Source organism: Ruegeria sp. (assembly GCF_965199275.1).
GTDB lineage: Bacteria > Pseudomonadota > Alphaproteobacteria > Rhodobacterales > Rhodobacteraceae > Ruegeria.
In genome coordinates, this window is record NZ_CBDAQX010000008.1 from 625,925 (window position 1) to 647,193 (window position 21,269).

The 21,269-nt window shown below is 59.9% G+C and carries 23 protein-coding genes; 7 read left to right on the forward strand and 16 right to left on the reverse strand.

Annotation, left to right across the window (positions count from 1 at the left end; translation table 11 throughout):
- From ACOERD_RS05390 to ACOERD_RS05445, 12 genes are all read right to left on the reverse strand, one after another.
- Positions 1 to 174, reverse strand: coding sequence for a hypothetical protein (locus ACOERD_RS05390; RefSeq protein WP_170461080.1), 174 nt, complete (start codon positions 172 to 174; stop codon positions 1 to 3).
- Between the two features lie 3 nt (positions 175 to 177).
- Positions 178 to 780, reverse strand: a complete 603-nt coding sequence (locus ACOERD_RS05395) for an NADH-quinone oxidoreductase subunit C (RefSeq protein WP_419738291.1) — start codon at positions 778 to 780, stop codon at positions 178 to 180.
- Positions 781 to 792: 12 nt separating this feature from the next.
- Positions 793 to 1,326 carry a NuoB/complex I 20 kDa subunit family protein gene (locus ACOERD_RS05400; RefSeq protein WP_419738292.1) on the reverse strand — a complete coding sequence of 178 codons (534 nt, stop codon included), beginning with the start codon at positions 1,324 to 1,326 and terminating at the stop codon, positions 793 to 795.
- Complete coding sequence (locus ACOERD_RS05405) at positions 1,317 to 1,682, reverse strand: NADH-quinone oxidoreductase subunit A (protein ID WP_419738293.1); 366 nt, start codon at positions 1,680 to 1,682, stop codon at positions 1,317 to 1,319. Before ACOERD_RS05405 ends, ACOERD_RS05400 begins: the two co-directional genes overlap by 10 nt.
- Positions 1,683 to 1,868: 186 nt before the next feature.
- On the reverse strand, positions 1,869 to 2,657 hold the full coding sequence (locus ACOERD_RS05410) for a crotonase/enoyl-CoA hydratase family protein (RefSeq protein WP_170768081.1): 789 nt from the start codon (positions 2,655 to 2,657) through the stop codon (positions 1,869 to 1,871).
- A 1-nt stretch (position 2,658) separates the two neighbouring features.
- Positions 2,659 to 3,510: a hydroxymethylglutaryl-CoA lyase gene (locus ACOERD_RS05415; protein WP_419738294.1), complete on the reverse strand. Its 852-nt coding sequence runs from the start codon at positions 3,508 to 3,510 to the stop codon at positions 2,659 to 2,661.
- A 79-nt stretch (positions 3,511 to 3,589) separates the two neighbouring features.
- Entirely contained in the window at positions 3,590 to 5,518 is a 1,929-nt protein-coding gene (locus ACOERD_RS05420) for an acetyl/propionyl/methylcrotonyl-CoA carboxylase subunit alpha (RefSeq protein WP_419738295.1), read from the reverse strand.
- 3 nt (positions 5,519 to 5,521) lie between these two features.
- The gene (locus tag ACOERD_RS05425; protein WP_419738296.1) at positions 5,522 to 5,947 is read right to left on the reverse strand and encodes an ASCH domain-containing protein; all 426 of its coding nucleotides are present in this window, start codon (positions 5,945 to 5,947) and stop codon (positions 5,522 to 5,524) included.
- Complete coding sequence (locus ACOERD_RS05430) at positions 5,944 to 6,225, reverse strand: hypothetical protein (RefSeq protein ID WP_419738297.1); 282 nt, start codon at positions 6,223 to 6,225, stop codon at positions 5,944 to 5,946. Before ACOERD_RS05430 ends, ACOERD_RS05425 begins: the two co-directional genes overlap by 4 nt.
- Positions 6,226 to 6,227: 2 nt before the next feature.
- Positions 6,228 to 7,832 carry a carboxyl transferase domain-containing protein gene (locus ACOERD_RS05435; RefSeq protein WP_419738298.1) on the reverse strand — a complete coding sequence of 535 codons (1,605 nt, stop codon included), beginning with the start codon at positions 7,830 to 7,832 and terminating at the stop codon, positions 6,228 to 6,230.
- A complete protein-coding gene (locus ACOERD_RS05440; RefSeq protein ID WP_419738299.1) occupies positions 7,829 to 8,305 on the reverse strand; it encodes a hypothetical protein in 477 nt (158 codons plus the stop codon). The genes ACOERD_RS05435 and ACOERD_RS05440 overlap by 4 nt, the downstream gene beginning before the upstream one ends.
- On the reverse strand, positions 8,302 to 9,828 hold the full coding sequence (locus ACOERD_RS05445) for an AMP-binding protein (RefSeq protein ID WP_419738300.1): 1,527 nt from the start codon (positions 9,826 to 9,828) through the stop codon (positions 8,302 to 8,304). Before ACOERD_RS05445 ends, ACOERD_RS05440 begins: the two co-directional genes overlap by 4 nt.
- Before the next feature lie 137 nt (positions 9,829 to 9,965).
- On the opposite strand from ACOERD_RS05445, the gene ACOERD_RS05450 reads away from it, so the two are divergent.
- On the forward strand, positions 9,966 to 10,571 hold the full coding sequence (locus ACOERD_RS05450; protein ID WP_170375109.1) for an OmpW family outer membrane protein: 606 nt from the start codon (positions 9,966 to 9,968) through the stop codon (positions 10,569 to 10,571).
- Positions 10,572 to 10,619: 48 nt separating this feature from the next.
- Here the strand turns inward: ACOERD_RS05450 and ACOERD_RS05455 are convergent, their stop codons facing one another.
- The 3 genes from ACOERD_RS05455 to ACOERD_RS05465 form a co-directional block, all read right to left on the reverse strand.
- Positions 10,620 to 11,786 (reverse strand): isovaleryl-CoA dehydrogenase, encoded by a 1,167-nt coding sequence (locus tag ACOERD_RS05455; RefSeq protein ID WP_170375107.1) that lies wholly within the window; start codon positions 11,784 to 11,786, stop codon positions 10,620 to 10,622.
- Between the two features lie 169 nt (positions 11,787 to 11,955).
- Positions 11,956 to 13,146: a DegT/DnrJ/EryC1/StrS family aminotransferase gene (locus ACOERD_RS05460; protein ID WP_419738301.1), complete on the reverse strand. Its 1,191-nt coding sequence runs from the start codon at positions 13,144 to 13,146 to the stop codon at positions 11,956 to 11,958.
- 39 nt (positions 13,147 to 13,185) lie between these two features.
- Positions 13,186 to 13,857 carry an HAD-IA family hydrolase gene (locus ACOERD_RS05465; protein ID WP_170493683.1) on the reverse strand — a complete coding sequence of 224 codons (672 nt, stop codon included), beginning with the start codon at positions 13,855 to 13,857 and terminating at the stop codon, positions 13,186 to 13,188.
- A gap of 134 nt (positions 13,858 to 13,991) precedes the next feature.
- On the opposite strand from ACOERD_RS05465, the gene glmU reads away from it, so the two are divergent.
- The 4 genes from glmU to ACOERD_RS05485 are packed head-to-tail and all read left to right on the forward strand — an operon-like array spanning position 13,992 to position 18,399.
- A complete protein-coding gene (gene glmU / locus ACOERD_RS05470) occupies positions 13,992 to 15,344 on the forward strand; it encodes a bifunctional UDP-N-acetylglucosamine diphosphorylase/glucosamine-1-phosphate N-acetyltransferase GlmU (protein WP_419738302.1) in 1,353 nt (450 codons plus the stop codon).
- Positions 15,345 to 15,348: 4 nt separating this feature from the next.
- Positions 15,349 to 17,172 (forward strand): glutamine--fructose-6-phosphate transaminase (isomerizing), encoded by a 1,824-nt coding sequence (glmS, locus tag ACOERD_RS05475; RefSeq protein ID WP_419738303.1) that lies wholly within the window; start codon positions 15,349 to 15,351, stop codon positions 17,170 to 17,172.
- Positions 17,173 to 17,175: 3 nt separating this feature from the next.
- Positions 17,176 to 17,718: a pyridoxamine 5'-phosphate oxidase family protein gene (locus ACOERD_RS05480; protein WP_419738304.1), complete on the forward strand. Its 543-nt coding sequence runs from the start codon at positions 17,176 to 17,178 to the stop codon at positions 17,716 to 17,718.
- A gap of 3 nt (positions 17,719 to 17,721) precedes the next feature.
- On the forward strand, positions 17,722 to 18,399 hold the full coding sequence (locus ACOERD_RS05485) for a DNA alkylation repair protein (RefSeq protein WP_419738305.1): 678 nt from the start codon (positions 17,722 to 17,724) through the stop codon (positions 18,397 to 18,399).
- Here ACOERD_RS05485 and ACOERD_RS05490 read toward each other — a convergent pair.
- Positions 18,396 to 18,830 (reverse strand): hypothetical protein, encoded by a 435-nt coding sequence (locus ACOERD_RS05490; protein ID WP_170554291.1) that lies wholly within the window; start codon positions 18,828 to 18,830, stop codon positions 18,396 to 18,398. The two genes, ACOERD_RS05485 and ACOERD_RS05490, sit on opposite strands and share 4 nt — an antisense overlap.
- 90 nt (positions 18,831 to 18,920) lie before the next feature.
- On the opposite strand from ACOERD_RS05490, the gene moaA reads away from it, so the two are divergent.
- Both moaA and ACOERD_RS05500 read left to right on the forward strand, forming a co-directional pair.
- Positions 18,921 to 19,928, forward strand: a complete 1,008-nt coding sequence (moaA, locus tag ACOERD_RS05495; RefSeq protein ID WP_419738306.1) for a GTP 3',8-cyclase MoaA — start codon at positions 18,921 to 18,923, stop codon at positions 19,926 to 19,928.
- A 1-nt stretch (position 19,929) separates the two neighbouring features.
- Positions 19,930 to 21,252, forward strand: a complete 1,323-nt coding sequence (locus ACOERD_RS05500) for a 3-deoxy-D-manno-octulosonic acid transferase (RefSeq protein ID WP_419738307.1) — start codon at positions 19,930 to 19,932, stop codon at positions 21,250 to 21,252.
- Positions 21,253 to 21,269: the final 17 nt, after the last annotated feature.

Below are 21,269 nucleotides of genomic sequence, written 5' to 3' on the forward strand. Positions count from 1 at the left end.
TCAGCGACGCTCCATCTCTTGCAGCTTCATGGCCATGATCCACAAAAGGATCAGCGTTCCAATCGGGATGACGCAGGCAAACGCCCAGAACTTCTCGATCCCGAAATGCGGCAGCAGTTTCAGCATCGGGATGATCGTGGCAATCGTGAAAGCGATCCAGATCAGGAACTCCATGGCTTACGACTCCTGTTTTTCATCCCCCGGAAGAATGTAGTTGGCACCTTCCCATGGGGACATGAAATCAAACTGACGGTATTCCTGCACGAGGCTGACGGGCTCATAAAACACGCGTTTCTGCGCCTCGTCATAGCGAACCTCGGTGTAGCCGGTGGTCGGGAAATCCTTACGCAGCGGATAGCCGCGGAACCCGTAATCGGTCAGGATGCGCCGCAGGTCCGGATGGCCCGAGAACAGGATGCCGAACATGTCGAAAACCTCACGCTCGAACCAATTGGCCGAGGGATGGGTATCGACGATCGAGGGCACCATGTCTTCTTCGCGGATCGAAACCCGCAGGCGAATGCGCTGGTTCTGGTACATCGACAAGAAGTGATAAACCACGTCGAACCGCTTGGCGCGTTCGGGGTAATCAACGCCCGTGATATCGATCAGCGTCGAGAACTGGCAGGATCGGTCGCTTTTGAGGAATTCGATGAATTCGACGAGGTTCGACGGCGCCACATCCACATTCAGCTCACCATGGGTGACATCCCAGGACAACACACAGTCGGACCGTTTCAGCTCCAGATGCGTACCGAGTTCCTTGAGTGCTTCGCTCATCCGTCCTCTCCCTTAGCGCACGATCGTGCCGGTACGGCGGATTTTGCGCTGCAACTGCATCAAGCCGTACAGCAGCGCCTCGGCGGTCGGAGGGCAGCCGGGGACGTAGATATCCACCGGAACGATACGGTCACAGCCGCGAACAACCGAATAAGAATAGTGGTAGTAGCCGCCACCATTGGCGCAGGACCCCATCGAGATCACGTAGCGCGGCTCTGGCATCTGGTCGTAGACCTTACGCAGCGCAGGGGCCATCTTGTTGGTCAGCGTACCGGCCACGATCATCACATCAGACTGGCGCGGCGAGGCACGCGGCGCGATGCCAAACCGTTCCGCGTCATAGCGCGGCATCGAGGTGTGCATCATCTCAACCGCGCAACAGGCCAAACCGAAGGTCATCCAATGCAAGCTGCCCGTCCGCGCCCAATTGACGATGTCTTCGGTCGAGGTCAGCAGGAAACCTTTGTCCTGCAACTCGGCATTGAGGGCTTGGGTGGCGACTTCTTTGTCGACGCCGGCGGTATTTGCACCCGTCATCACTCCCATTCCAAGGCCCCCTTCTTCCATTCATAGGCAAAGCCGATGGTCAAAACGCCTAGGAACACCATCATCGACCAGAAACCCACATCGATGATGTCCTTGAAGCCCACGGCCCAAGGGAACAGGAAAGCAATTTCGAGGTCGAAAATGATGAAGAGGATCGAAACCAGATAGAAGCGCACATCGAACTTCATCCGAGCGTCATCAAACGCGTTGAAGCCGCATTCATAGGCGCTGACTTTTTCGGGATCGGGGTTGCGAACTGCCAGAACGACAGCTGCCAGAATCAGGACAATTCCCAGGCCGATGGCTACGGCCAGAAACACCAGAATAGGGAGATACTCCCGCAGCAGGTCTTCCACGTCTAGCTCCTTTCCTGCGCGTCCCCTTTCGGAGGGCGCCGTCAATTGGCGTGTTGACTCGACTTTCTCTAGCCCCACGCGGTCAGAGGGTCAACCGAACACAAGCGCGCACCACGTCATTCATCCCCTTGACAGACCTTCGGGAATCACCCGGATTTCGCATCAGCGGACAATAGACGCCCCAAGTTAAACTTTGTTGTTCCACTTGGGGTTACGTTTTTCAAAGAAAGCTTCGATGCCTTCGCGTGCTTCAGGCGTCTCCCATCGGGCGACCAACGCCTGGATGGTATGGTCAATCACACTGTCGTCAAGACGCGGACCGAGGTTTTGAACCAATGCCTTAGCCGACGCCACAGCCCCCGGCGCACAGGACAGGTAGGGGGTGATTTCATCTTCGACGGCACGCATCAGTTGATCGGCTGGCACTGCTTTTGCCAAAAGACCAAGCTCCACGGCTTCTGCCGCGTCAAACAAACGCGCCGACATGAAAACACGCCGCGCGCGGGCCTCACCCATCCGCGCGATCACGTAAGGCCCAATCGTCGCTGGGATCAGGCCCAGCCGGGTCTCGGTAAGGCCCATTTTAAGGGTGTCAACGCCAACCGCAACGTCGCAGACCGAGGTCAGCCCGACGCCGCCGCCAAACGCGTTGCCCTGCAAGGCACCAATCAGAGGTTTGGGCATCTCGTTCAGCGCCTTCAGCATTTCCGCCAGCTTGCGCGCCTCGGTAAATCGGGTCTCGGCATCCGCAGCCATCTGATCACGCATCCACCCCAGATCGCCCCCGGCACAGAAGCTCTTGCCAGACCCGGTCAACACAACAACGCGCACCGCCTCGTCGCGCCCGAGCTGCGCCGCGGCCTGAGTCAATTCGCTGATCATCAGCGCCGACATGGCATTGTGCTTTTCGGCGCGCGACAGAGTCAGTGTCGCAACACCCCGGTCATCTGTGACGACCGCAATCGTTTCAAACATGTCAGCCTCTCATTGCCTGCGCCATCTGCGCGGCTTCGTCCAAAACTGCTGCGTCCAGACCGGTCTCATATCCCAGCCGCTCCAGATGGGCGGCAACTGCTTCGGTCGCGACATTGCCGGCTGCGCCGGGTGCATAAGGACATCCGCCCAAGCCACCGACCGCAGAGTCAAACACCCGCACGCCCAGCGCCAACGAGGCATCAATATTGTCCATCGCCCGCCCGTTGGTGTTGTGGAAATGGCCCGCAAGCCGGGTGACGGGCACCCTGTCGCGCACCGCCAGCAGCATATGCGCAATCTTGTCCGGAGTTCCCTGCCCGATCGTGTCGCCCAGCGAAATCTCATAGCACCCATGCGCGAACAGAGCGTCCGCGACCTCTGCCACTTTTTCGGGTGGGGTCGGACCGTCATACGGGCAATCGGTCACGCATGAGACATAGCCCCGGACCGGCAGGTCGATATGGCGCGCAGCCTCAAGGATCGGCGCAAACCGTTCAATGGATTCTGCGATGGTTGCGTTAATATTGGCTTTCGAGAACCCCTCGGAGGCTGATGCAAATACCGCGATCTCATCCGCTTTGGCCGCCAGCGCGTCTTCATAGCCGCGCAAGTTCGGCGTCAACGCCGCATAACGCACGTCCTCGGCCCGTTTGATCCCAGCCAGAACCGCGCCGCTTCCTGCCATTTGCGGCACCCATTTGGGAGATACGAAACTGGCCACCTCAATTCGATTGAACCCCGCGCGGCTCAGGCAATCGACCAGCGCCATCTTCTCGGCCACCGGAATCTCGCGCTTTTCGTTCTGAAGCCCGTCCCTTGGCCCGACCTCGAATATCTCGACCCGTTCTTTCATCAGCGCATCCCTCCCCGGCTTCTTTTCGTTTTACATTCGGATGGCCCGACTGTGCCACGCAATGCACGGCCCGAACAGATCAATCCTCAGCCAATCGAACCAGTGCCGCCCCAGCCTCTACCTGTGCGCCTGCGTCGGCCAACACCTCGGCCACCACACCGTCGCGCGCCGCAAGCAGAGAATGTTCCATTTTCATGGCTTCCAGAATCGCCAGCCGATCACCCTCTTTCACCGCCTGCCCCGCCGAGGCGAAGACGGCCTTGACCAGTCCCGGCATCGGCGCCTCGATTACATTGGTATCTCCTGCAGCGCTGGAATCGCGATCCAAGGGGTCGACTATTTCAAACGCCCGCCCATAGTCATCAAACACCGTGATCCGAGGCCCAGCGACGGCGACATGGGGCATGCGCTGTCCATCAATGACCCAACCACCATTGTGCTGCGCGATCACCTGCGCGCCATTCACCGTCCAGACCTGCCGGTACGGGCTTTCGACCTGAACATCCAGATCAAGGACCTCACCGTCGCGCAACAGCTGCACGGCCCGGTGCAACGGCCCCCACAGGGTGAAGCCAGTCTCTGAGGTCGTCTCTGTCAGACCCAGCGCTATCATCGCCGCGGCCACAACCGAGGCATTGGTCGTCCCTGACGTCCTTAACAAATCCTCCAGATCGCGCCCGATCAGACCCGTATCCACGTCGCCCGAGGCAAAACCCCCATGGCGAGTCAGAGCGCCAAGGAAGGCCAGATTGGTCACCGTCCCGGCAACTTCGGTCTGGCGCAGAGCACGATGCAGGCTCTCAAGTGCGACCGCGCGGGTCGGACCATGCACGACGACCTTGGCGATCATCGGATCATACCAGGGGCTGATCGTATCCCCCGCCCGCACGCCACTATCCGCGCGGCACTCAGGCGGAAACCGCAGATGGGTCAGAGTTCCCGTTGCGGGCAAAAAGCCCTTGGGCACATCCTCGGCATAGAGCCGCGCCTCAAACGCGTGACCATTGATCGACAGATCGCTTTGCTGTTTCGGTAGGTTCTCCCCCGCCGCCACGCGTAGCTGCCATTCGACCAGATCGATTCCCGTGATCGCCTCGGTCACCGGATGTTCAACCTGCAGGCGCGTGTTCATCTCCATGAACCAGAACCGATCCGGGCGCAGCCCGTCCGAGGCATCGACGATGAACTCAACCGTTCCCGCGCCTTTATACCCGATGGCCTCAGCCGCACGCACGCCCGCCTGCCCCATCGCGGCGCGCATCTCAGCGGTCATGCCTGGGGCCGGCGCCTCTTCGATCACCTTCTGGTGCCGCCGTTGAAGCGAGCAGTCCCGTTCAAACAGATGCACCGCATGGGTACCGTCGCCGAAAACCTGAACTTCGATATGTCGAGGCTTGGAGACGAATTTCTCGACCAGAACCGCATCATTGCCAAAGGCCGTCTTTGCCTCACCGCGCGCGCTGTCCAGAGCGTCCGAGAACGCTTCGGGCGTCTCGACCAGCCGCATGCCCTTGCCGCCGCCGCCCGCAACCGCCTTGATCAAAACGGGGTAGCCAATGGCCGCGGCTGCCTCGGCCAGATGAGCGGGGTCCTGATTGTCACCGTGATATCCGGGCACAACGGGAACGCCTGCGTCCTCCATCAAAGCCTTGGCTGCATCCTTGAGGCCCATCTTGCGGATCGCATCCGCCGATGGTCCGATAAAGGTCAGCCCAGCGGCGTCAACTGCATCCACAAAATCGGGGTTCTCGGACAGAAACCCATAGCCGGGATGGATCGCCTGCGCCCCGGTCTCAAGCGCCGCCTGAATGATCACATCCCCCTTCAGATAGCTTTCAGCCGGAGCAGCCCCGCCGATATGAACCGCCTCATCTGCCATCTGCACATGCTTCGCCGAAGCATCCGCATCCGAATAGACAGCCACACAGGACACACCCATCTTCTGAGCGGTCTCGATCACGCGACAGGCGATCTCACCCCTGTTGGCAATCAGGATTTTGTTGAACATGGCTTACCCCTCAACCGCCAGATCTTCGATCAGTCGGAACCGCTCGCAGAGCAATTCCATCTCGGGATCAAACCCACCATTGCGCTCAAAGTAGTGGTGATGTTTTTCGCGCCATCCCTCAAGCGTCTCATTCTCACCCTCGGCCAGCGCGAAGTCTTCGGTCACGTCGCAAAAACGGCAGATCGAAACCTCAACCGTTTCGATCACCAGTGCCGGACGATCATCCCAGTCCAAAGCGATATCTCGTCGCCCCACGACAGGAGTGTCCGCACTGCCTTCGGGATAGTCTCGCAACGCACCGCAGGTTGCGGTTTTCCGTCCCGCGCGCACTAACGACAGCAGTTGGGCACTCAACATAGCATTGTCCCCAAACTTGAAGGTCTGCGCGCCGGGGTAGCGGGCGATCACTTGCTTTAGATTGTGATTCATACTTCGCCCTCAACGGTTTCAATAGTTGTTTTGCGGAGCGACTTTGCCTCGGGCATCGGAAAATCAGTCAGAATGCCTCCGTACGGAGGGACCTCTTTGCCAGTGAGGCAAGCGCGACTGCGAATCCCCGGCTTGCCGATTGCAAGAACTGTCGCCTCACCAATATCTGTTTCAAACCGATCGCCTTCCTCGGGTTCTCCGGCCACAGCCGTTAGCCACAATACGGTTCCCTTCCCTGAAATGGAGAACACATCCTCAATCGTAGCAGAAAACGCCATCGTCACATCCTGAACACGCCGAAACGTGTTTCCTCGATCGGGGCGTTCAGAGCGGCGCTCAACGACAATGCCAGGACATCGCGCGATTTGCGCGGGTCGATGATCCCGTCATCCCATAACCGAGCCGAGGCATAGAGCGGATGGGACTGCTCCTCGAACATATCCAAGGTCGGGCGTTTGAATTCGGCCTCTTCCTCGGCGGACCATGTCCCGCCCTGCCGCTCGATTCCGTCGCGCTTGACGGTAGCCAGAACGCCCGCCGCCTGCTCTCCGCCCATCACGGAAATCCGTGAGTTCGGCCAGGTCCACAGGAACCGAGGCTGATAGGCCCGACCAGCCATGCCATAGTTTCCAGCCCCGAAGGACCCTCCGACCAGCATCGTGATCTTCGGCACCGAGGTTGTCGCCACCGCCGTCACCATCTTGGCCCCGTGCCGAGCGATGCCCTCGTTCTCGTACTTACGGCCGACCATAAAGCCGGTGATATTCTGCAGGAACACCAGCGGGATGCGACGCTGAGAACATAGCTCAACAAAATGCGCCCCCTTCTGCGCGGCCTCGGAAAACAGCACGCCGTTATTGGCGATGATTCCAACCGGGCAGCCTTTGACATGGGCAAAGCCAGTTACCAGCGTCTCGCCAAAGCGCGGCTTGAACTCATCGAACCGAGAGCCATCGACCAGACGCGCAATCACCTCGCGGATATCATAGGGCGTGCGCAGGTCAGCCGGAACAACGCCGAGGATTTCCTCGGGGTCATAGGCCGGGTCCTCGGGGCTGACCCAATCGACCGTCTGCGGCTTGCGCAGGTTCAGCGACCCAACCGCCCGACGCGCCAAAGCCAGTGCGTGGGCGTCATCCTCGGCCAGATAATCCGCCACGCCGGATAGGCGCGTATGGACATCGCCGCCGCCCAGATCTTCAGAACTCACAACCTCGCCTGTCGCCGCTTTCACCAAAGGCGGTCCGGCCAGAAAGATCGTGCCTTGTTCTTTCACAATGATGGTCACGTCCGACATTGCGGGCACATAGGCTCCGCCCGCCGTACACGAGCCCATCACCACTGCGATCTGAGCGATCCCCTTCGCGCTCATCCGCGCCTGATTATAGAAGATACGACCAAAGTGGTCGCGGTCAGGGAAGACCTCATCCTGATTAGGTAGGTTCGCGCCGCCACTATCGACCAGATAGATGCAGGGCAGATGGTTTTCCTCGGCAATCTCCTGCGCGCGGAGGTGTTTTTTGACGGTCATCGGATAGTACGTGCCGCCCTTCACCGTGGCGTCGTTGCAAACCACCATGACCTCGCGCCCCCGTACTCGGCCAATGCCCGCGATCACCCCGGCACAAGGCGCGGCATCGCCATACATCCCATGCGCCGCCGTCGCGCCGATCTCCAGAAACGGAGACCCCGGATCAAGCAGGTTCGCCACCCTGCGTCTGGGAAGCATCTTGCCCCGAGAGACGTGCCGCGCACGAGATTTCTCGCCACCGCCCATTCGAGCGGCTTCTGCGGCAGTTGAAATTTGCGCCAACGCTTCGAGATGGGCGGAGCGGTTTGCATTGAAGCCCTCGGAGGCGGGCATGGCTTTGGACGTTAGTTTCATTTGGCTACCTCATCGGCTAGTCTTTGCAGGTGCCGCCACTCCACCCAACGTCCTGCATTCAAATACATCTTGCACCACGTATCCGAGGGAATTTCTTCTCTAGGAGATGCATCGCAAACATCGAACTCCTCTTGGACTAACCGGAGGTACTTGCGTTCATAGTTTCGAGCTACCCAGCCGGACCCTCCAATGCTTTCCGGCAAATTGGATTCTATCTCTTTCCAGATTCCACTGACATGTTCAGAAAGCTCTACCAAACATTGAACTCGATCTTCTTCAACGCGTCCGATTGTGCAGTATTCGACTGCAGTGCTCACACAATTGGTGTCCATCGTCATACCGTTCTCGGGTTGACTTAAAAATGCACACCCGTTGAACCATTTCAAAACACTAATCGGTTTGTCCGTACTTTCTGCATGCGCAGTGCAAACGCTAGACAAAACTAAGGAAAGTGCGCAGATTAAGTTTTTCATAATGGGACCTCCCCAGCGGCCCGCGCCTTCAGTTCCTTCCGGATGACCTTCCCCGTCACGGTCATCGGAAGCTCCTCCAAAAACGTCACCTCCCGCGGATAGGAATACTGCGCCAGACGGTCCTTGACCCACTCCTGCAACTCCGGCCCTGAGGCCTCGGCCCCGGGTTTCAACACCACATAGGCCTTCACGATCTCGGTCCGCAGTGGGTCGGGTTTGCCGACCACGCCGACCGTTGCCACAGCAGGGTGGGTCAGCAAGCAATCTTCAATCTCGGCGGGGCCGATGCGGTACCCGGCGGAGGTGATCACGTCATCATCGCGCCCGACGAAGCGCAGGTAGTCGCCCTCCCACACACCTCGGTCTCCGGTGATCAGCCAATCCCCCCGGAACTTCTCAGCCGTGGCCTCGGGCCGGTTCCAGTATTCAAGCAGCATCGAGGCCGAGCCGCGCCGGATGGCCACATCGCCCTCGTCCCTCGTGGGCGTGCCATCCTCATCAATCACCGCAACCTCATGGCCCGGAACCGGTTTGCCGATACAGCCGGGACGCACCGGGAAATCCTCGGCGCAGGAAGAGACGACCATATTGCATTCGGTCTGGCCGTAGAACTCGTTGATCGTCAGTCCAAAGGCGTTTTGCCCCCACGCCAGCATCTCGGCGCCCAGAGGCTCGCCCCCTGACGCGACCGAACGCAGTCCGGGGATGCTCTGATCCTCCGCTTTCAGCATCCGCAGCGCGGTCGGAGGGAAGAACACGTTGCGCACGCCGCCGCGCGCGATCACATCGGCGCAGGCTTCGGGGGTGAATTTGTCCAGCCGTGAGGCCACCACGGGGATGCCCAGCGCGAGGCCCGGCATCAGCACATCGAACAGCCCTCCGATCCAGGCCCAATCCGCCGGAGTCCAGAGGCAATCCCCCGCGCGCAGGTGATTATGGCTGATCGAAACGCCGGGTAGATGGCCGGTCAGCACACGGTGCCCGTGCAGAGCACCCTTAGGGCTGCCGGTCGTGCCCGAAGTATAGATCAGCACGGCGGCGTCTTCGGGGCCGGTATCCGCAAATGGCAGCTCTGGGCCGGGATGGGCAACCTCAGCGGCGATCATAGGCTCGGCCAGATCACCCAGCAGCTCGGCGCCCTCAGCATCCGTCAGAACGATCCCTGCCCCGGCATCCGCCACGCGGGAGCGCAGCGCGTCCTGTTTGAACAGCTTGAACAGAGGCACCGAGATCGCGCCGATCTTCCAGATCGCCAGATGCGCTGCCGCACACCACCGAGACTGGCTGAGCAAAACACCAACCCGGTTACCGGTCTGGACCTTGGGCAAGAGCGCCCGCGCAAGCCCATCGGCCATCTCGTGCAGTTGACCGTAAGTTACCGGCCGCTCCTCGCCCTCGGTCAGATCGACCAAGGCAACCTGTTCGGGTGGATGGTTCAGACACTGGCGCGCCATATTCAGCCGATCAGGGACATCCCAGCCACCCGCCGAGCGCAAACCCGGTATGCGCAGATCGCCTGACATCAAAATTTTCCTTTATTTTCAGGGCCTGCAGTTATGTCACACTTGCCGGGCGCGCTCACGCAAATTTGACTCAGATCAGAGAGCGCAGGCAGCGCCCGTGCAAAACAGCGGTCATCAACTGAACCAAAGGCAGAACAATGACTAATAAACTCGCCGCTTTGACCCTCTCCACCGCGCTGGTCGCGCTGGCTGGCCCCGCACTCGCCCAATCGCAAGGTGACTGGACCGTTGGTTTCGGTGTCGGCTACCTGGACCCTAAATCTGACAACGGAACGCTGGCCGGTTTTGACGCCGAGGTCGACGACGACACCCGTCCGATCTTTACCGTCGAATACTTCATCCGAGACAACCTGGGTATCGAATTGCTGGCCTCCACGCCGTTCGAACACGATATCACCTTGGGTGGCAGCACCGACGCTGGCAGCACCAAGCACCTGCCCCCCACCTTGTCGCTGAACTACCACTTCCCGACCAACAGCGCTTGGAAGCCCTATGTCGGCGCAGGCCTCAACTACACTATCTTCTTTGAAGAAAGCTCTCCGCTGGGCGACCTGGAACTGGACAACTCGTTCGGTTTGTCGCTTCAGGCTGGTTTGGACTATCAGATCACTGAACAAGGCGCTGTCCGTTTGAACGTGCGTTGGTTCGATATCGACTCGGACGTCAAACTGAACGGTGCCGATATCGGTACCGCGGAAATCGATCCTTGGCTGGTCGGCGTATCCTACGTCCATCGCTTCTGATCCTTTGATCGAAACGCCCCGCAGTTCCCTCGGCTGCGGGGCGATTTCTTATCCCAGCATTTCGCCCATCAATTCACGACCGATCAGCATGCGGCGGATTTCGCTGGTCCCGGCCCCGATCTCCATCAGCTTGGCATCCCGGAAGATCCGACTGACCGGAGCGTCTGATAAGAACCCCGCCCCTCCCATCGCCTGTACGGCCTGATGCGCCTGCGTCATCGCCGCTTCAGAGGCATAGAGACAGCACGCCGCAGCGTCCTGGCGAGTCACATCCCCCCGGTCGCAGGCCTTGGCGACCTCATACACGTAAGCACGGGCCGAGTTCATCGCGGTGTACATATCCGCGATCTTACCCTGCATCAGTTGGAACATGCCGATGGGTTTGCCGAACTGCTTGCGCTCGGCCAGATAGGGCATGATTTCATCCAGACATGCGGCCATGATGCCGGTTCCGATCCCGGCCAGCACAACACGTTCATAGTCGAGCCCGGACATCAGAACGGCAACACCCTTGCCCTCTTCGCCCAGAACATTCTCAAACGGTACTTCTACGTCTTCAAAGATCAGTTCTGCGGTGTTGGACCCACGCATCCCAAGCTTGTCGAAATGGGGCGAGGTCGAGAATCCCGTCATCTCTTTCTCGATCAGAAACGCGGTGATTCCTTTCGATCCCGCATCCGGGTCGGTCTTGGCATAAACGACCAGAGTATCCGCGTCCGGCCCGTTGGTGATCCAATACTTGTTCCCGTTCAGGCGGTAGTGATCATTGCGCTTCTCGGCGCGCAACTTCATCGAAACCACATCCGATCCTGCCGAGGGTTCAGACATCGCCAACGCGCCCACATGCTCGCCCGAGATCAGGCGGGGCAGGTATTTCTGCTTTTGCTCTTCCGTGCCGTTTAGCTTGATCTGGTTCACGCAGAGGTTCGAATGCGCGCCATAGGACAGCGAAACCGAGGCCGAGGCCCGTGCGATCTCTTCAATCGCGATTGTGTGCGCAAGATAGGACATGCCTGCGCCGCCATATTCCTCTGGCACGGTCACGCCCAAAAGGCCAAGCGCACCCATCTCGGTCCAAAGCTCATTGGGGAAAGCGTTCGATGCATCGACCTCGGCGGCCATCGGCTTGACCCGCTCCTGCGCCCAACGATGCACCATCTCGCGCAGCGCATTCACGTCCTCGCCCAGATCGAATTGCATACTCGCCATGAACATTGACGCTCTCCTCTCAGCATTAATGAACAAGTGTTCAATAACTGGATACCAGCGAATCTGCGGCGGGTCAATCATTCCGGGCACGCCGGTCCCAACACGCAAAACGCCGCCCGAACCGGGGCGGCGTTTTCCAAAAATCAAGTGTGCGCTGCAGGCGCACTCAATTGGATCACGATTGGTAGACGGCTCCGACTTCGGCCCGGATGATACGGGCGATCAGCTGGCAGTCTTCCAGCGAAAAGGTCAGAGGCACGCGCATATCCATGATGCCCGCCAAAACCCGGTCCGAGGCAGGCATCCGCTCACTCTCGGCATAGCGCCAACTGTCATAGCGTGAGGTAAACCCGGTGGGCTCGGCACCGCCAAACCATTTCAACTCCACTCCACGGCCCGCGCAGCGGCTGATCACCTCGGCGATCCTTTCAGGCAGCCAATCGAGCAACAGGAACTGGATCGACGACCCCACATAAGTCTCTGCCTCGGGACGCTCGACCATCGTCAGGCCAGGCGTTCCCCGCAGACCGCCTTCAATGGCCTGATACCGTTCGTTCCAGCGGCCAACCTGACGATCCAGATCCCGTAGCTGAGGGCGCAAAATCGCAGCGCGCAAATTATCCATACGGCCTGAAACGTTCGGCGTGGTGTATTTAATCCGCTCGAACACCTCTGGCCCCGGTGCAGCCAGATGCCGCTCGTAGAGCATGTAGGACCCCGACAGCATCGTGGCTTTGGCCGCAAGTTCCTCATCATCGGTAACCAGCAGACCACCCTCGCCCGAGTTTACATGCTTATAGGTCTGGCACGAATAACACCCAATGGCTCCTTGCCGACCCGAGAGGCGCCCGCACCATGCGGCCCCCATCGTATGGGCGCAATCCTCGATCACAACAACGCCTGCCGCATCGCAGAGCTGCATCAACCGATCCATGTCGCACAGATGGCCACGCATATGGCTGAGCATCAGAACCCGCGCCTGATCCAACTTGGCCTCCAGATCCTCCAGATCAATGGTCAGGTTTTCGGTCACGCCAACAAAAACCGGTTTGGCCCCGACTGAGGCAATCGCTCCCGGTACAGGGGCCAGAGTAAACGCGTTTGTCAGCACCGGATCGCCTGGCTGCACACCCACGGCCCGCAAGGCAGTCGCCAAAGCGTAGCCACCCGACGAAACGGCAAGGCAATATTTCGCCCCCATCTGGGCCGCGAATTCCTGCTCCAGCAGCGCGGCCTCGCCCAATTCGCCAGGCACGACGTTGTAGCGATGAAGACGCCCGTGCCGCAGAACGGCCAGAGCGGCCTCGACCGCCTCGTCCGGGATGGGTTCTTGTTGGGTGAAGCTGCCGGTGAATGTCTCTGTCATAGGCTAGTTCTGGGGCTCCATCCGGTCCGGGTCAAGGGATCAAGCCGCCGCACCGATTAACTCAGCCACAAGATCGGGCAGATCGTCGAAATGATGCAGCAGCGCCTCGGGCTCCAAAGCGGCCATATCGTCGCCAGAGGGCCCGAAAGTAACCAGAACCGAAGGCACCCCGGCCGCTTTCGCGGTATTGCGGTCGGTATCGGAATCCCCGATCAGAACGCACAGATCCGGATGCCCACCCGCACGCCGCGCGGCCTCGCGCAGAGGCTCGGGGTCAGGTTTGCGCACCGCTAGAGTGTCCGCGCCGACCAAGGAGGCGAAGTGATCCAGAACCCCCATTTGGCTGAGCAATTGATGCGCCAGACGTTCAGGCTTGTTGGTGCATATCCCAACGCCATAACCTGCGGTTTTCAGGGCCTCGACCGCCTCCAAAGCACCGGGATAGAACTGCGTGTGGGTGTCGATGTCCTGCGCATAGGCTTCAAGCAAAACCGGGTAATACGCGTCAATCGTGCCTGCATCATAGGCCCCGACGCGCTTCAATCCGTGCGTCAACATCATCCGCCCGCCACGTACGGCGATACCCGCATCCTGCCCGTGAACCAGAACATCCCCATGCCCCATCTCGCGAAAACAATGGTTTGCAGCGGCCAGCAAATCGCCCGATGTATCCGCCAAAGTGCCGTCCAGATCGAAGATGACCGTGCGCATTGCGCCTCCTTGCTCGGCAGGTTTCCGCCATGTCCTGTTGCAATCGGCAATCTAGTTTGATGGCCGAACGGCTTGCGCCTTTGCCCTCAGCGGATAAAACGGACGGCAACAAAACACAAAGAGAAAACGATTTCATGACCACTGCCCTTGTCATCCTTGCCGCCGGGAAAGGCACCAGGATGAATTCGGACATCCCCAAAGTCCTGCACCCGATCGCTCAGATTCCGATGCTGGTTCACGCTATGCGCGCCGGTTCGGTGCTGTCGCCTGAGCGCACCGTGATCGTTACAGGCCACGGGGCCGAGGCCGTCGCCAAGGTCGCACAGGCCGAGGACGAGACCGCGCAGATTGCCGTGCAAGAGGAGCAACTGGGAACCGCCCATGCCGTCGCGCGGTCCCGTGATGCGCTGGAGGGGTTTGATGGCGATGTCGTGGTCCTTTACGGCGACACGCCGTTTCTGCAGCCGGACACACTCGAGCGGATGATCGAAGCGCGCGCGCAGAATGATCTGGTGATTCTAGGCTTTGAAGCCGCCGACCCAGCGCGCTATGGCCGCCTGGTGATGAATGGCGACACGTTGGAGCGGATCGTCGAGTTCAAAGACGCCTCGGACGAAGAACGCGCGATCACCTTCTGCAATTCCGGCCTGTTGGCCTGCAACGCGGCCACCCTGATGTCCCTGATTGACGCGGTCGGCAATGACAACGCCTCTAGTGAATACTACCTGACGGATGTGGTCGAAATCGCCCGCTCCCGCGATCTGAGCGTGACCGCGGTCGCCTGCGATGAGGCGCAGACGTTGGGCGTGAATTCTCGCGCAGATCTGGCCGCGGCGGATGCGGTGTTTCAGACCCAAGCACGGGCCGAACTGTTAGATTTGGGCGTCACGCTGATGGCCCCGGAAACCGTCTATCTTGCCGCCGATACAGTGATCGGGCGCGATACGGTGATCGAACCAAATGTGGTCTTCGGTCCCGGCGTGACCGTCGAAAGCGGCGCAACGATCCGGGCGTTTTCGCATCTGGAAGGCTGCCATGTCAGCCGAGGGGCCATCATCGGCCCATATGCCCGCTTGCGCCCCGGCGCGGAACTGGCAGAAAACGCGCGCATCGGCAATTTCGTCGAGATCAAGAATGCCGAGATCGCCGAGGGCGCGAAGGTCAATCACCTCAGCTATATCGGGGATGCCTCGGTCGGGGCGGGTTCGAATATCGGGGCAGGCACGATCACCTGTAATTATGACGGCGTGATGAAGCACAAGACCACGATTGGTGAGGGTGTCTTTATTGGCTCCAACACCATGCTCGTAGCCCCCGTTAGCGTAGGCGATGGCGCAATGACGGCAACCGGTACAGTCGTGACGAAAAACGTGGAATCCGAGGCACTGGCCGTCGCGCGCGCCAAACAGGAAAACAAGCCCGGCTATGCACGCAAATTGTTTGATATGTTGAAGGCGAAGAAGGCTCGCCGCGATAAAGAGGCCTGAGTATATGTGTGGAATTGTAGGTGTATTGGGACAGCATGAGGCCGCCCCCATTTTGGTCGAAGCCCTGAAACGGCTGGAATATCGCGGCTATGACAGCGCCGGGATTGCGACTGTCAACGATGGCGCTTTGGGGCGCCGACGGGCCGTGGGCAAGCTGGTGAATCTGAGCGACCTTCTGGTCCACGATCCCCTGCCTGGCAAATCCGGGATCGGACACACCCGCTGGGCGACGCACGGAGCGCCCTCTGTCACCAACGCGCATCCGCACAAAGCGGGGCCTGTCGCAGTCGTCCATAACGGCATTGTCGAGAATTACCGCGAGCTGCGCGCCGAACTGGCCGAACATGGTGTGGATTTCGTGACCGAGACGGACACCGAAACCGTGGCCCTGATGGCCGCGTATTACCTGAATACCGGCCTGTCCCCAGTCGAAGCGGCCTTCAAGACCATCGACCAGCTGGAAGGTGCATTTGCGCTGGCCTTCCTGTTCGACGGTCAGGACGACCTGATCGTGGCCGCACGCAAGGGCTCTCCTTTGGCAATCGGCCATGGAGAGGGTGAGATGTATGTGGGCTCGGACGCAATTGCCTTGGCTCCGCTGACCAACAAGATCACCTATCTTGAGGAAGGCGACCGCGCCGTTCTAACCCGCACCTCGCTGGAAATACGCACCGAGGCCGGGGAACTGGCCAATCGCGAGATGCGCAAGATCAAGCTGGATACGGCCCGCGCCGACAAAGGAGAACACAAGCACTTTATGGCCAAGGAAATCGCCGAGCAACCGGTTGTCGTGGCCGAGGCGATCCGCTCGTACCTGCCCACCGGTGGAGACCGCGTAGTTCTGCCTGAGACCGATCTGGATTTCACCAAGCTGGACCGCCTGAGCATGGTCGCCTGCGGCACGGCCTTCTATGCCTGCCTGACAGCGAAATATTGGTTCGAGCAACTGGCGAAAATGCCGGTCGAGGTCGATATCGCCAGCGAATTCCGCTATCGCGAACCTCCGATCACCGACCGCACGCTGGCCTTGTTCGTCAGCCAGTCGGGCGAAACCGCCGATACGCTGGCCGCGTTGCGCTATTGCGAGGGTAAGGCCGACAAGATTGTTTCTGTCGTCAATGTTCCCGAAAGCTCGATCGCGCGGGAAAGCGATATCGCCCTGCCCATCCACGCAGGGGTTGAGATCGGCGTTGCCTCGACCAAGGCCTTTACCTGCCAGCTGAGCGTGTTGCTGATGCTTGCGCTCAAGGCCGCCGCTGATCGGGGCACCCTGAGCGATGAAGAATTGGCCGATCACGCCGCTGCCCTACGCGGCTTGCCTTCGGTCCTGAACGCGGCTTTGGATCAGAACCGCGCCATCCGCAAATCCGCCCAGCGCCTGTCCGAAGCCCGCGACGTGCTGTTCCTCGGCCGTGGCCTGATGTATCCGCTTGCGATGGAAGGCGCGCTGAAACTCAAGGAAATCAGCTATATTCACGCCGAAGGCTACGCGTCGGGCGAGTTGAAACACGGCCCCATCGCGCTGATCGACAAACACATGCCCGTGGTGGTCATGGCCCCGCGCGACGCCGTTTTCGACAAGACCGTCTCGAACATGCAAGAGGTCATGGCCCGCAAGGGCAAAGTGATACTCGTGTCGGACGATGACGGCATCGTTGAGGCTGGCGATGATGTCTGGAGCACAATCCGCATGCCCCATGTTCACACGAACCTGACCCCGATCCTCTATTCGGTTCCCGCGCAGTTGCTGGCCTATCACACGGCTGTCGCCAAGGGGACGGATGTGGATCAGCCGCGCAACCTCGCGAAATCTGTGACTGTGGAGTAAGACATGGCCAAGCAATTCCCCCATCTGGACGAAGCGCATCAGAAATTCATCAACGACCAGCACATGTTTTTCGTGGGTAGCGCCGGGGTTGAGGGGCGGGTCAATATCTCACCCAAGGGCATGGATTCACTGCGTATTCTGGGGCCAAACCGGATTGCTTGGATGAACCTGACCGGCAGCGGGAATGAAACCGCCGGGCATCTGCTTGAGGTCAACCGGATGACTCTGATGTGGTGCTCCTTCACCACGCGCCCGCTGATCCTGCGCACCTATGGCACCGCGAAGACCCTGCATGCGGGGGATGACGGTTGGAACGAACTGGCAGGTCACTTCCCCAACCACCGCAGCGCGCGGCAGATCTATGACCTCAGCATTGATCTGGTGCAGACCTCCTGCGGCTATGCTGTTCCGTTCATGGAGTTCCAGTCGGATCGCGACACGATGCAAAGATGGGTCGACGGCAAATCGGACGATGATATCCGCGCTTATTGGGTCGAGAAGAACCAGCAGACGATTGACGGCAAACCCACCGGCGTTCCGGTTTAGACCATGCTTGCCCCCTATCTGGATCAGATCAAGGCGCATGCCGATGCCGAGCGCGCGGAACAGGTCGCAGCCTATCACAAGGCCGAGCGTCCTTATCTTGGCGTCGCCGTCCCTATTCTCAACGATCTGACCAAAGCCTGGCGCAGGGAACTGTCGGTTGCTGAGCGCATCACCCTCGCAGATGCGCTCTGGCAGACCAACATCCATGAGGCGCGCGTTGCGGCCTCCAAACTACTGACCCAGGCGCGGATTCGCCCGGATGAGGATGTCTGGACCTTGTTGCAAAGCTGGGTGCCCGATTTCGACGCATGGGCCATCGCCGATCACGCCTGTACCGCCATCCAGAAACGCCTGAGTTCCGATCCCGCGCGGCTGAATCAGGTCGAAACATGGACGGGATCAGACCACATGTGGACCCGCCGCGCTGCTCTGGTTTCGACCCTGCCTTGGACCAAACAGAACCACCCCAAGCCCGAAGATCTGGCGCGCCGAGATCGCATCCTCGGTTGGGCCGCAGGCTATGTGCCCGATCGGAACTGGTTCATCCAGAAATCCATCGCGTGGTGGCTGCGGGAACTCTCAAAACATGATTCCGACCGGGTCGTGGCTTTTCTGGGCGCCCATGGCGACGCGATGAAACCCTTTGCCCGGCGCGAGGCCGGAAAATACCTGAAGAGTTAGTTCGCGTAGACCTCGACCTCGACCAACTGATCGAACGGCACCAGCAACGCCCGCATGGCATCCAGCGACAAACGGCTGCCGCCTGTCTCGGGCCCCGAGGCCGGAACCAGTGTGATGTAAGCCTGCGCCCCAGTTTTCGGCACAACCACCCGCGCGGTCACCTCGGAATCGACCAAGGGCGTCTGCATCCAGCGGCCCGGAGTCGACGGATCGCCCAACCCGGCAATAGTGGTCTTAGCGCCGGTCCAGTTCGCTGTCGCAGTTGCAGGCTGGATATAGGCTGAGCTTTCCGCCTCGGCAGGTGCGGTCTCCACCGCAGCAGGCGTTGCCTCTGCCGCCGCTTCATCGCGCCCCAACAAACGATCCGTTGTCGAACGCACGGTATCGCACCCGACCAGTAAAACGCAGGATATCACAAGCAGTTCTCTCATACTCCGAACCTACTACCCCTCAGGCAGCTGTACCAGACCAAAGCACAGTTCACTCTTGTCGTGGGCCTGTTCCAGCTTTACCTATACCGCATGACTGCTCCGCTGATTGATCCTTTCGCCCGTGCCATCACCTATCTGCGCGTCTCGGTAACCGACCGCTGCGACTTTCGCTGTGTCTATTGCATGTCCGAGAACATGACCTTTCTGCCCAAGAAAGAGCTGCTGACGCTGGAAGAGCTGGACCGCATGTGTTCCACCTTCGTGAATATGGGCGTTGAGAAACTGCGCATCACCGGTGGTGAGCCGCTCGTGCGTCGCAATATCATGACGTTCTTCAACTCCATGACCCGTCATCTGGAAAGCGGCGCGCTGAAAGAACTGACGCTGACAACCAATGGCTCGCAGCTTTCGCGATTTGCCTATGACCTCTACGCGGCGGGTGTGCGACGGGTGAATATCTCGCTGGACACGCTGGATGAGGATAAATTCGCAGCCGTTACGCGATGGGGACGTCTGAAACAGGTTCTGAACGGGATTGATGCCGCGCAAAAGGCGGGCCTGCGGGTCAAGATTAACGCAGTGGCCCTCAAAGGCTTCAACGAACCCGAATTGCCCCAGATCACCGAATGGTGCGCCGAGCGCGACATGGACCTGACCTGGATCGAGGTCATGCCGATGGGCGATATCGGCAATGAGGACCGGTTGGACCAGTACTGGTCGCTGAAAGATGTGCGCAAGGAATACGAAAACCACTACAGCGTGACCGATCTTGCCGAACGCTCCGGAGGGCCTGCGCGTTATGTCCGGCTTGAGGAAACTGGCCAGAAGATCGGCTTTATCACCCCGCTTTCCCATAATTTCTGCGAAAGCTGCAACCGCGTGCGCCTTACCTGCACCGGTGAGCTTTACATGTGCCTGGGTCAGGAGGACATGGCCGACCTGCGCGCGCCGTTGCGCGATCACCCGGACACGGAAAAACCCTTGGAAGAGGCGATCCGCGCCGCGATCAACCTCAAGCCCAAAGGCCATGACTTCGACTATTCCCGTCAGGCCGTCGATGGCCAGATGAGCCGCCACATGAGCCACACAGGCGGCTGACATGCCCGGCTCTGACGTTCGTCCGACGCTGCTGTACAAGCTGTACTGCGGCGTCACCTCACTCGTGCAGCCTTTGGCCTGGCGGACCGTGCGCAAAAAGCTTCAGGCGGCCGAAGTCTCGAACCAGCGCCAGCAGGAGCGGTTGGGCTATACCAGCCTCGACCGCCCCGCGGGACAATTGATCTGGTTTCACGCCGCCAGCGTCGGCGAAAGCCTCTCGGTGCTCAGCCTAATCCACCGGCTTGGCGAGCGCCTGCCACAAGCCGAGTTCCTGATCACCTCCGGCACGCCCACCTCAGCCGCGCTGATTGCCAAGCGACTGCCCCCTCGCACCCGACATCAGTTTCCGCCCTTAGACAGCGCCGGGCCTGTGCGACGGTTTCTGGACCATTGGGCCCCAGATGCCGCAATTTTCGTCGAAAGCGAGATCTGGCCCCGCCTGATCGTCGAGACAGCAGAACGCGGCACACCTCTATGCCTTCTGAACGCACGCTTGTCCGACAAATCCGTGGCGGGGTGGCAAAAACGCCCAGAAACTGCGCGCTTCATTCTGGACCGCTTCGCGCTATTTCTGACGCAGAACGACAAAACGGCCAAGAAACTGATCGCCATCGGAGCGGACCCACAGCGCGTCCAACCCGGCACCAACCTCAAGGCAATGTCCGACCCTCTGCCGGTGGATCACACCACGCTGGCAGATGTCCAAGGCCAGATCGGCGATCGACCCGTCTGGATCGCCAGCTCGACCCATGCAGGCGAGGAGGAAACAGTTCTGGCCGCCCATAACGCTTTGCTAAAGCAGCGCCCGGACTTGCTGTTACTGCTGATACCTCGCCACCCGGAACGGCGCGAGGAGGTCGCGACCCTCCTGACCAAAGCCAAACTCACATCGGCCTTCCGAACCAAAAGCGACCCGATCACCGATGAGACTCAGGTCTACGTGGCCGATACCCTAGGCGAAACCGGCACATGGTACGCGCTTTGCCCGATTGTCTTTCTCGGCGGGTCCTTGAAAGAGATCGGCGGCCACAACCCATTCGAACCCGCCCAAGCCGGGGCTGCCGTTATAACCGGTCCAGGCTACTTCAACTTCGCCGAAACCTTCGCACCCTTGATCGAAACCGGCGGGGCCGTTCAGGTCGAAACCGCAAAAGATCTGGAGAAAGCCGTCAACAATTGGCTGTCCAACGAGGCGGCCCTGACCCAAGCCCGCGCGGCCGCCCGCACCTGCGTCTCAACCCAAAAAGATGCTCTGCAAAACGTGATCGAAACGCTCTGCACCACACTCAACCTTGAGTCGAAGGATCCTTCTTCATCTGGCTGAAAATATCCCGGGGGTGT

Coding starts and splice junctions, on each gene's coding strand:
- ACOERD_RS05390 (WP_170461080.1), bottom strand. CDS start 174: ATGGAGTTCCTGATCTGGATCGCTTTCACGATTGCCACGATCATCCCG.
- ACOERD_RS05395 (WP_419738291.1), bottom strand. CDS start 780: ATGAGCGAAGCACTCAAGGAACTCGGTACGCATCTGGAGCTGAAACGG.
- ACOERD_RS05400 (WP_419738292.1), bottom strand. CDS start 1,326: ATGGGAGTGATGACGGGTGCAAATACCGCCGGCGTCGACAAAGAAGTC.
- ACOERD_RS05410 (WP_170768081.1), bottom strand. CDS start 2,657: ATGTTTGAAACGATTGCGGTCGTCACAGATGACCGGGGTGTTGCGACA.
- ACOERD_RS05415 (WP_419738294.1), bottom strand. CDS start 3,510: ATGAAAGAACGGGTCGAGATATTCGAGGTCGGGCCAAGGGACGGGCTT.
- ACOERD_RS05420 (WP_419738295.1), bottom strand. CDS start 5,518: ATGTTCAACAAAATCCTGATTGCCAACAGGGGTGAGATCGCCTGTCGC.
- ACOERD_RS05425 (WP_419738296.1), bottom strand. CDS start 5,947: ATGAATCACAATCTAAAGCAAGTGATCGCCCGCTACCCCGGCGCGCAG.
- ACOERD_RS05430 (WP_419738297.1), bottom strand. CDS start 6,225: ATGGCGTTTTCTGCTACGATTGAGGATGTGTTCTCCATTTCAGGGAAG.
- ACOERD_RS05435 (WP_419738298.1), bottom strand. CDS start 7,832: ATGAAACTAACGTCCAAAGCCATGCCCGCCTCCGAGGGCTTCAATGCA.
- ACOERD_RS05440 (WP_419738299.1), bottom strand. CDS start 8,305: ATGAAAAACTTAATCTGCGCACTTTCCTTAGTTTTGTCTAGCGTTTGC.
- ACOERD_RS05445 (WP_419738300.1), bottom strand. CDS start 9,828: ATGTCAGGCGATCTGCGCATACCGGGTTTGCGCTCGGCGGGTGGCTGG.
- ACOERD_RS05450 (WP_170375109.1), top strand. CDS start 9,966: ATGACTAATAAACTCGCCGCTTTGACCCTCTCCACCGCGCTGGTCGCG.
- ACOERD_RS05455 (WP_170375107.1), bottom strand. CDS start 11,786: ATGTTCATGGCGAGTATGCAATTCGATCTGGGCGAGGACGTGAATGCG.
- ACOERD_RS05460 (WP_419738301.1), bottom strand. CDS start 13,146: ATGACAGAGACATTCACCGGCAGCTTCACCCAACAAGAACCCATCCCG.
- ACOERD_RS05465 (WP_170493683.1), bottom strand. CDS start 13,857: ATGCGCACGGTCATCTTCGATCTGGACGGCACTTTGGCGGATACATCG.
- glmU (WP_419738302.1), top strand. CDS start 13,992: ATGACCACTGCCCTTGTCATCCTTGCCGCCGGGAAAGGCACCAGGATG.
- glmS (WP_419738303.1), top strand. CDS start 15,349: ATGTGTGGAATTGTAGGTGTATTGGGACAGCATGAGGCCGCCCCCATT.
- ACOERD_RS05480 (WP_419738304.1), top strand. CDS start 17,176: ATGGCCAAGCAATTCCCCCATCTGGACGAAGCGCATCAGAAATTCATC.
- ACOERD_RS05485 (WP_419738305.1), top strand. CDS start 17,722: ATGCTTGCCCCCTATCTGGATCAGATCAAGGCGCATGCCGATGCCGAG.
- ACOERD_RS05490 (WP_170554291.1), bottom strand. CDS start 18,830: ATGAGAGAACTGCTTGTGATATCCTGCGTTTTACTGGTCGGGTGCGAT.
- moaA (WP_419738306.1), top strand. CDS start 18,921: ATGACTGCTCCGCTGATTGATCCTTTCGCCCGTGCCATCACCTATCTG.
- ACOERD_RS05500 (WP_419738307.1), top strand. CDS start 19,930: ATGCCCGGCTCTGACGTTCGTCCGACGCTGCTGTACAAGCTGTACTGC.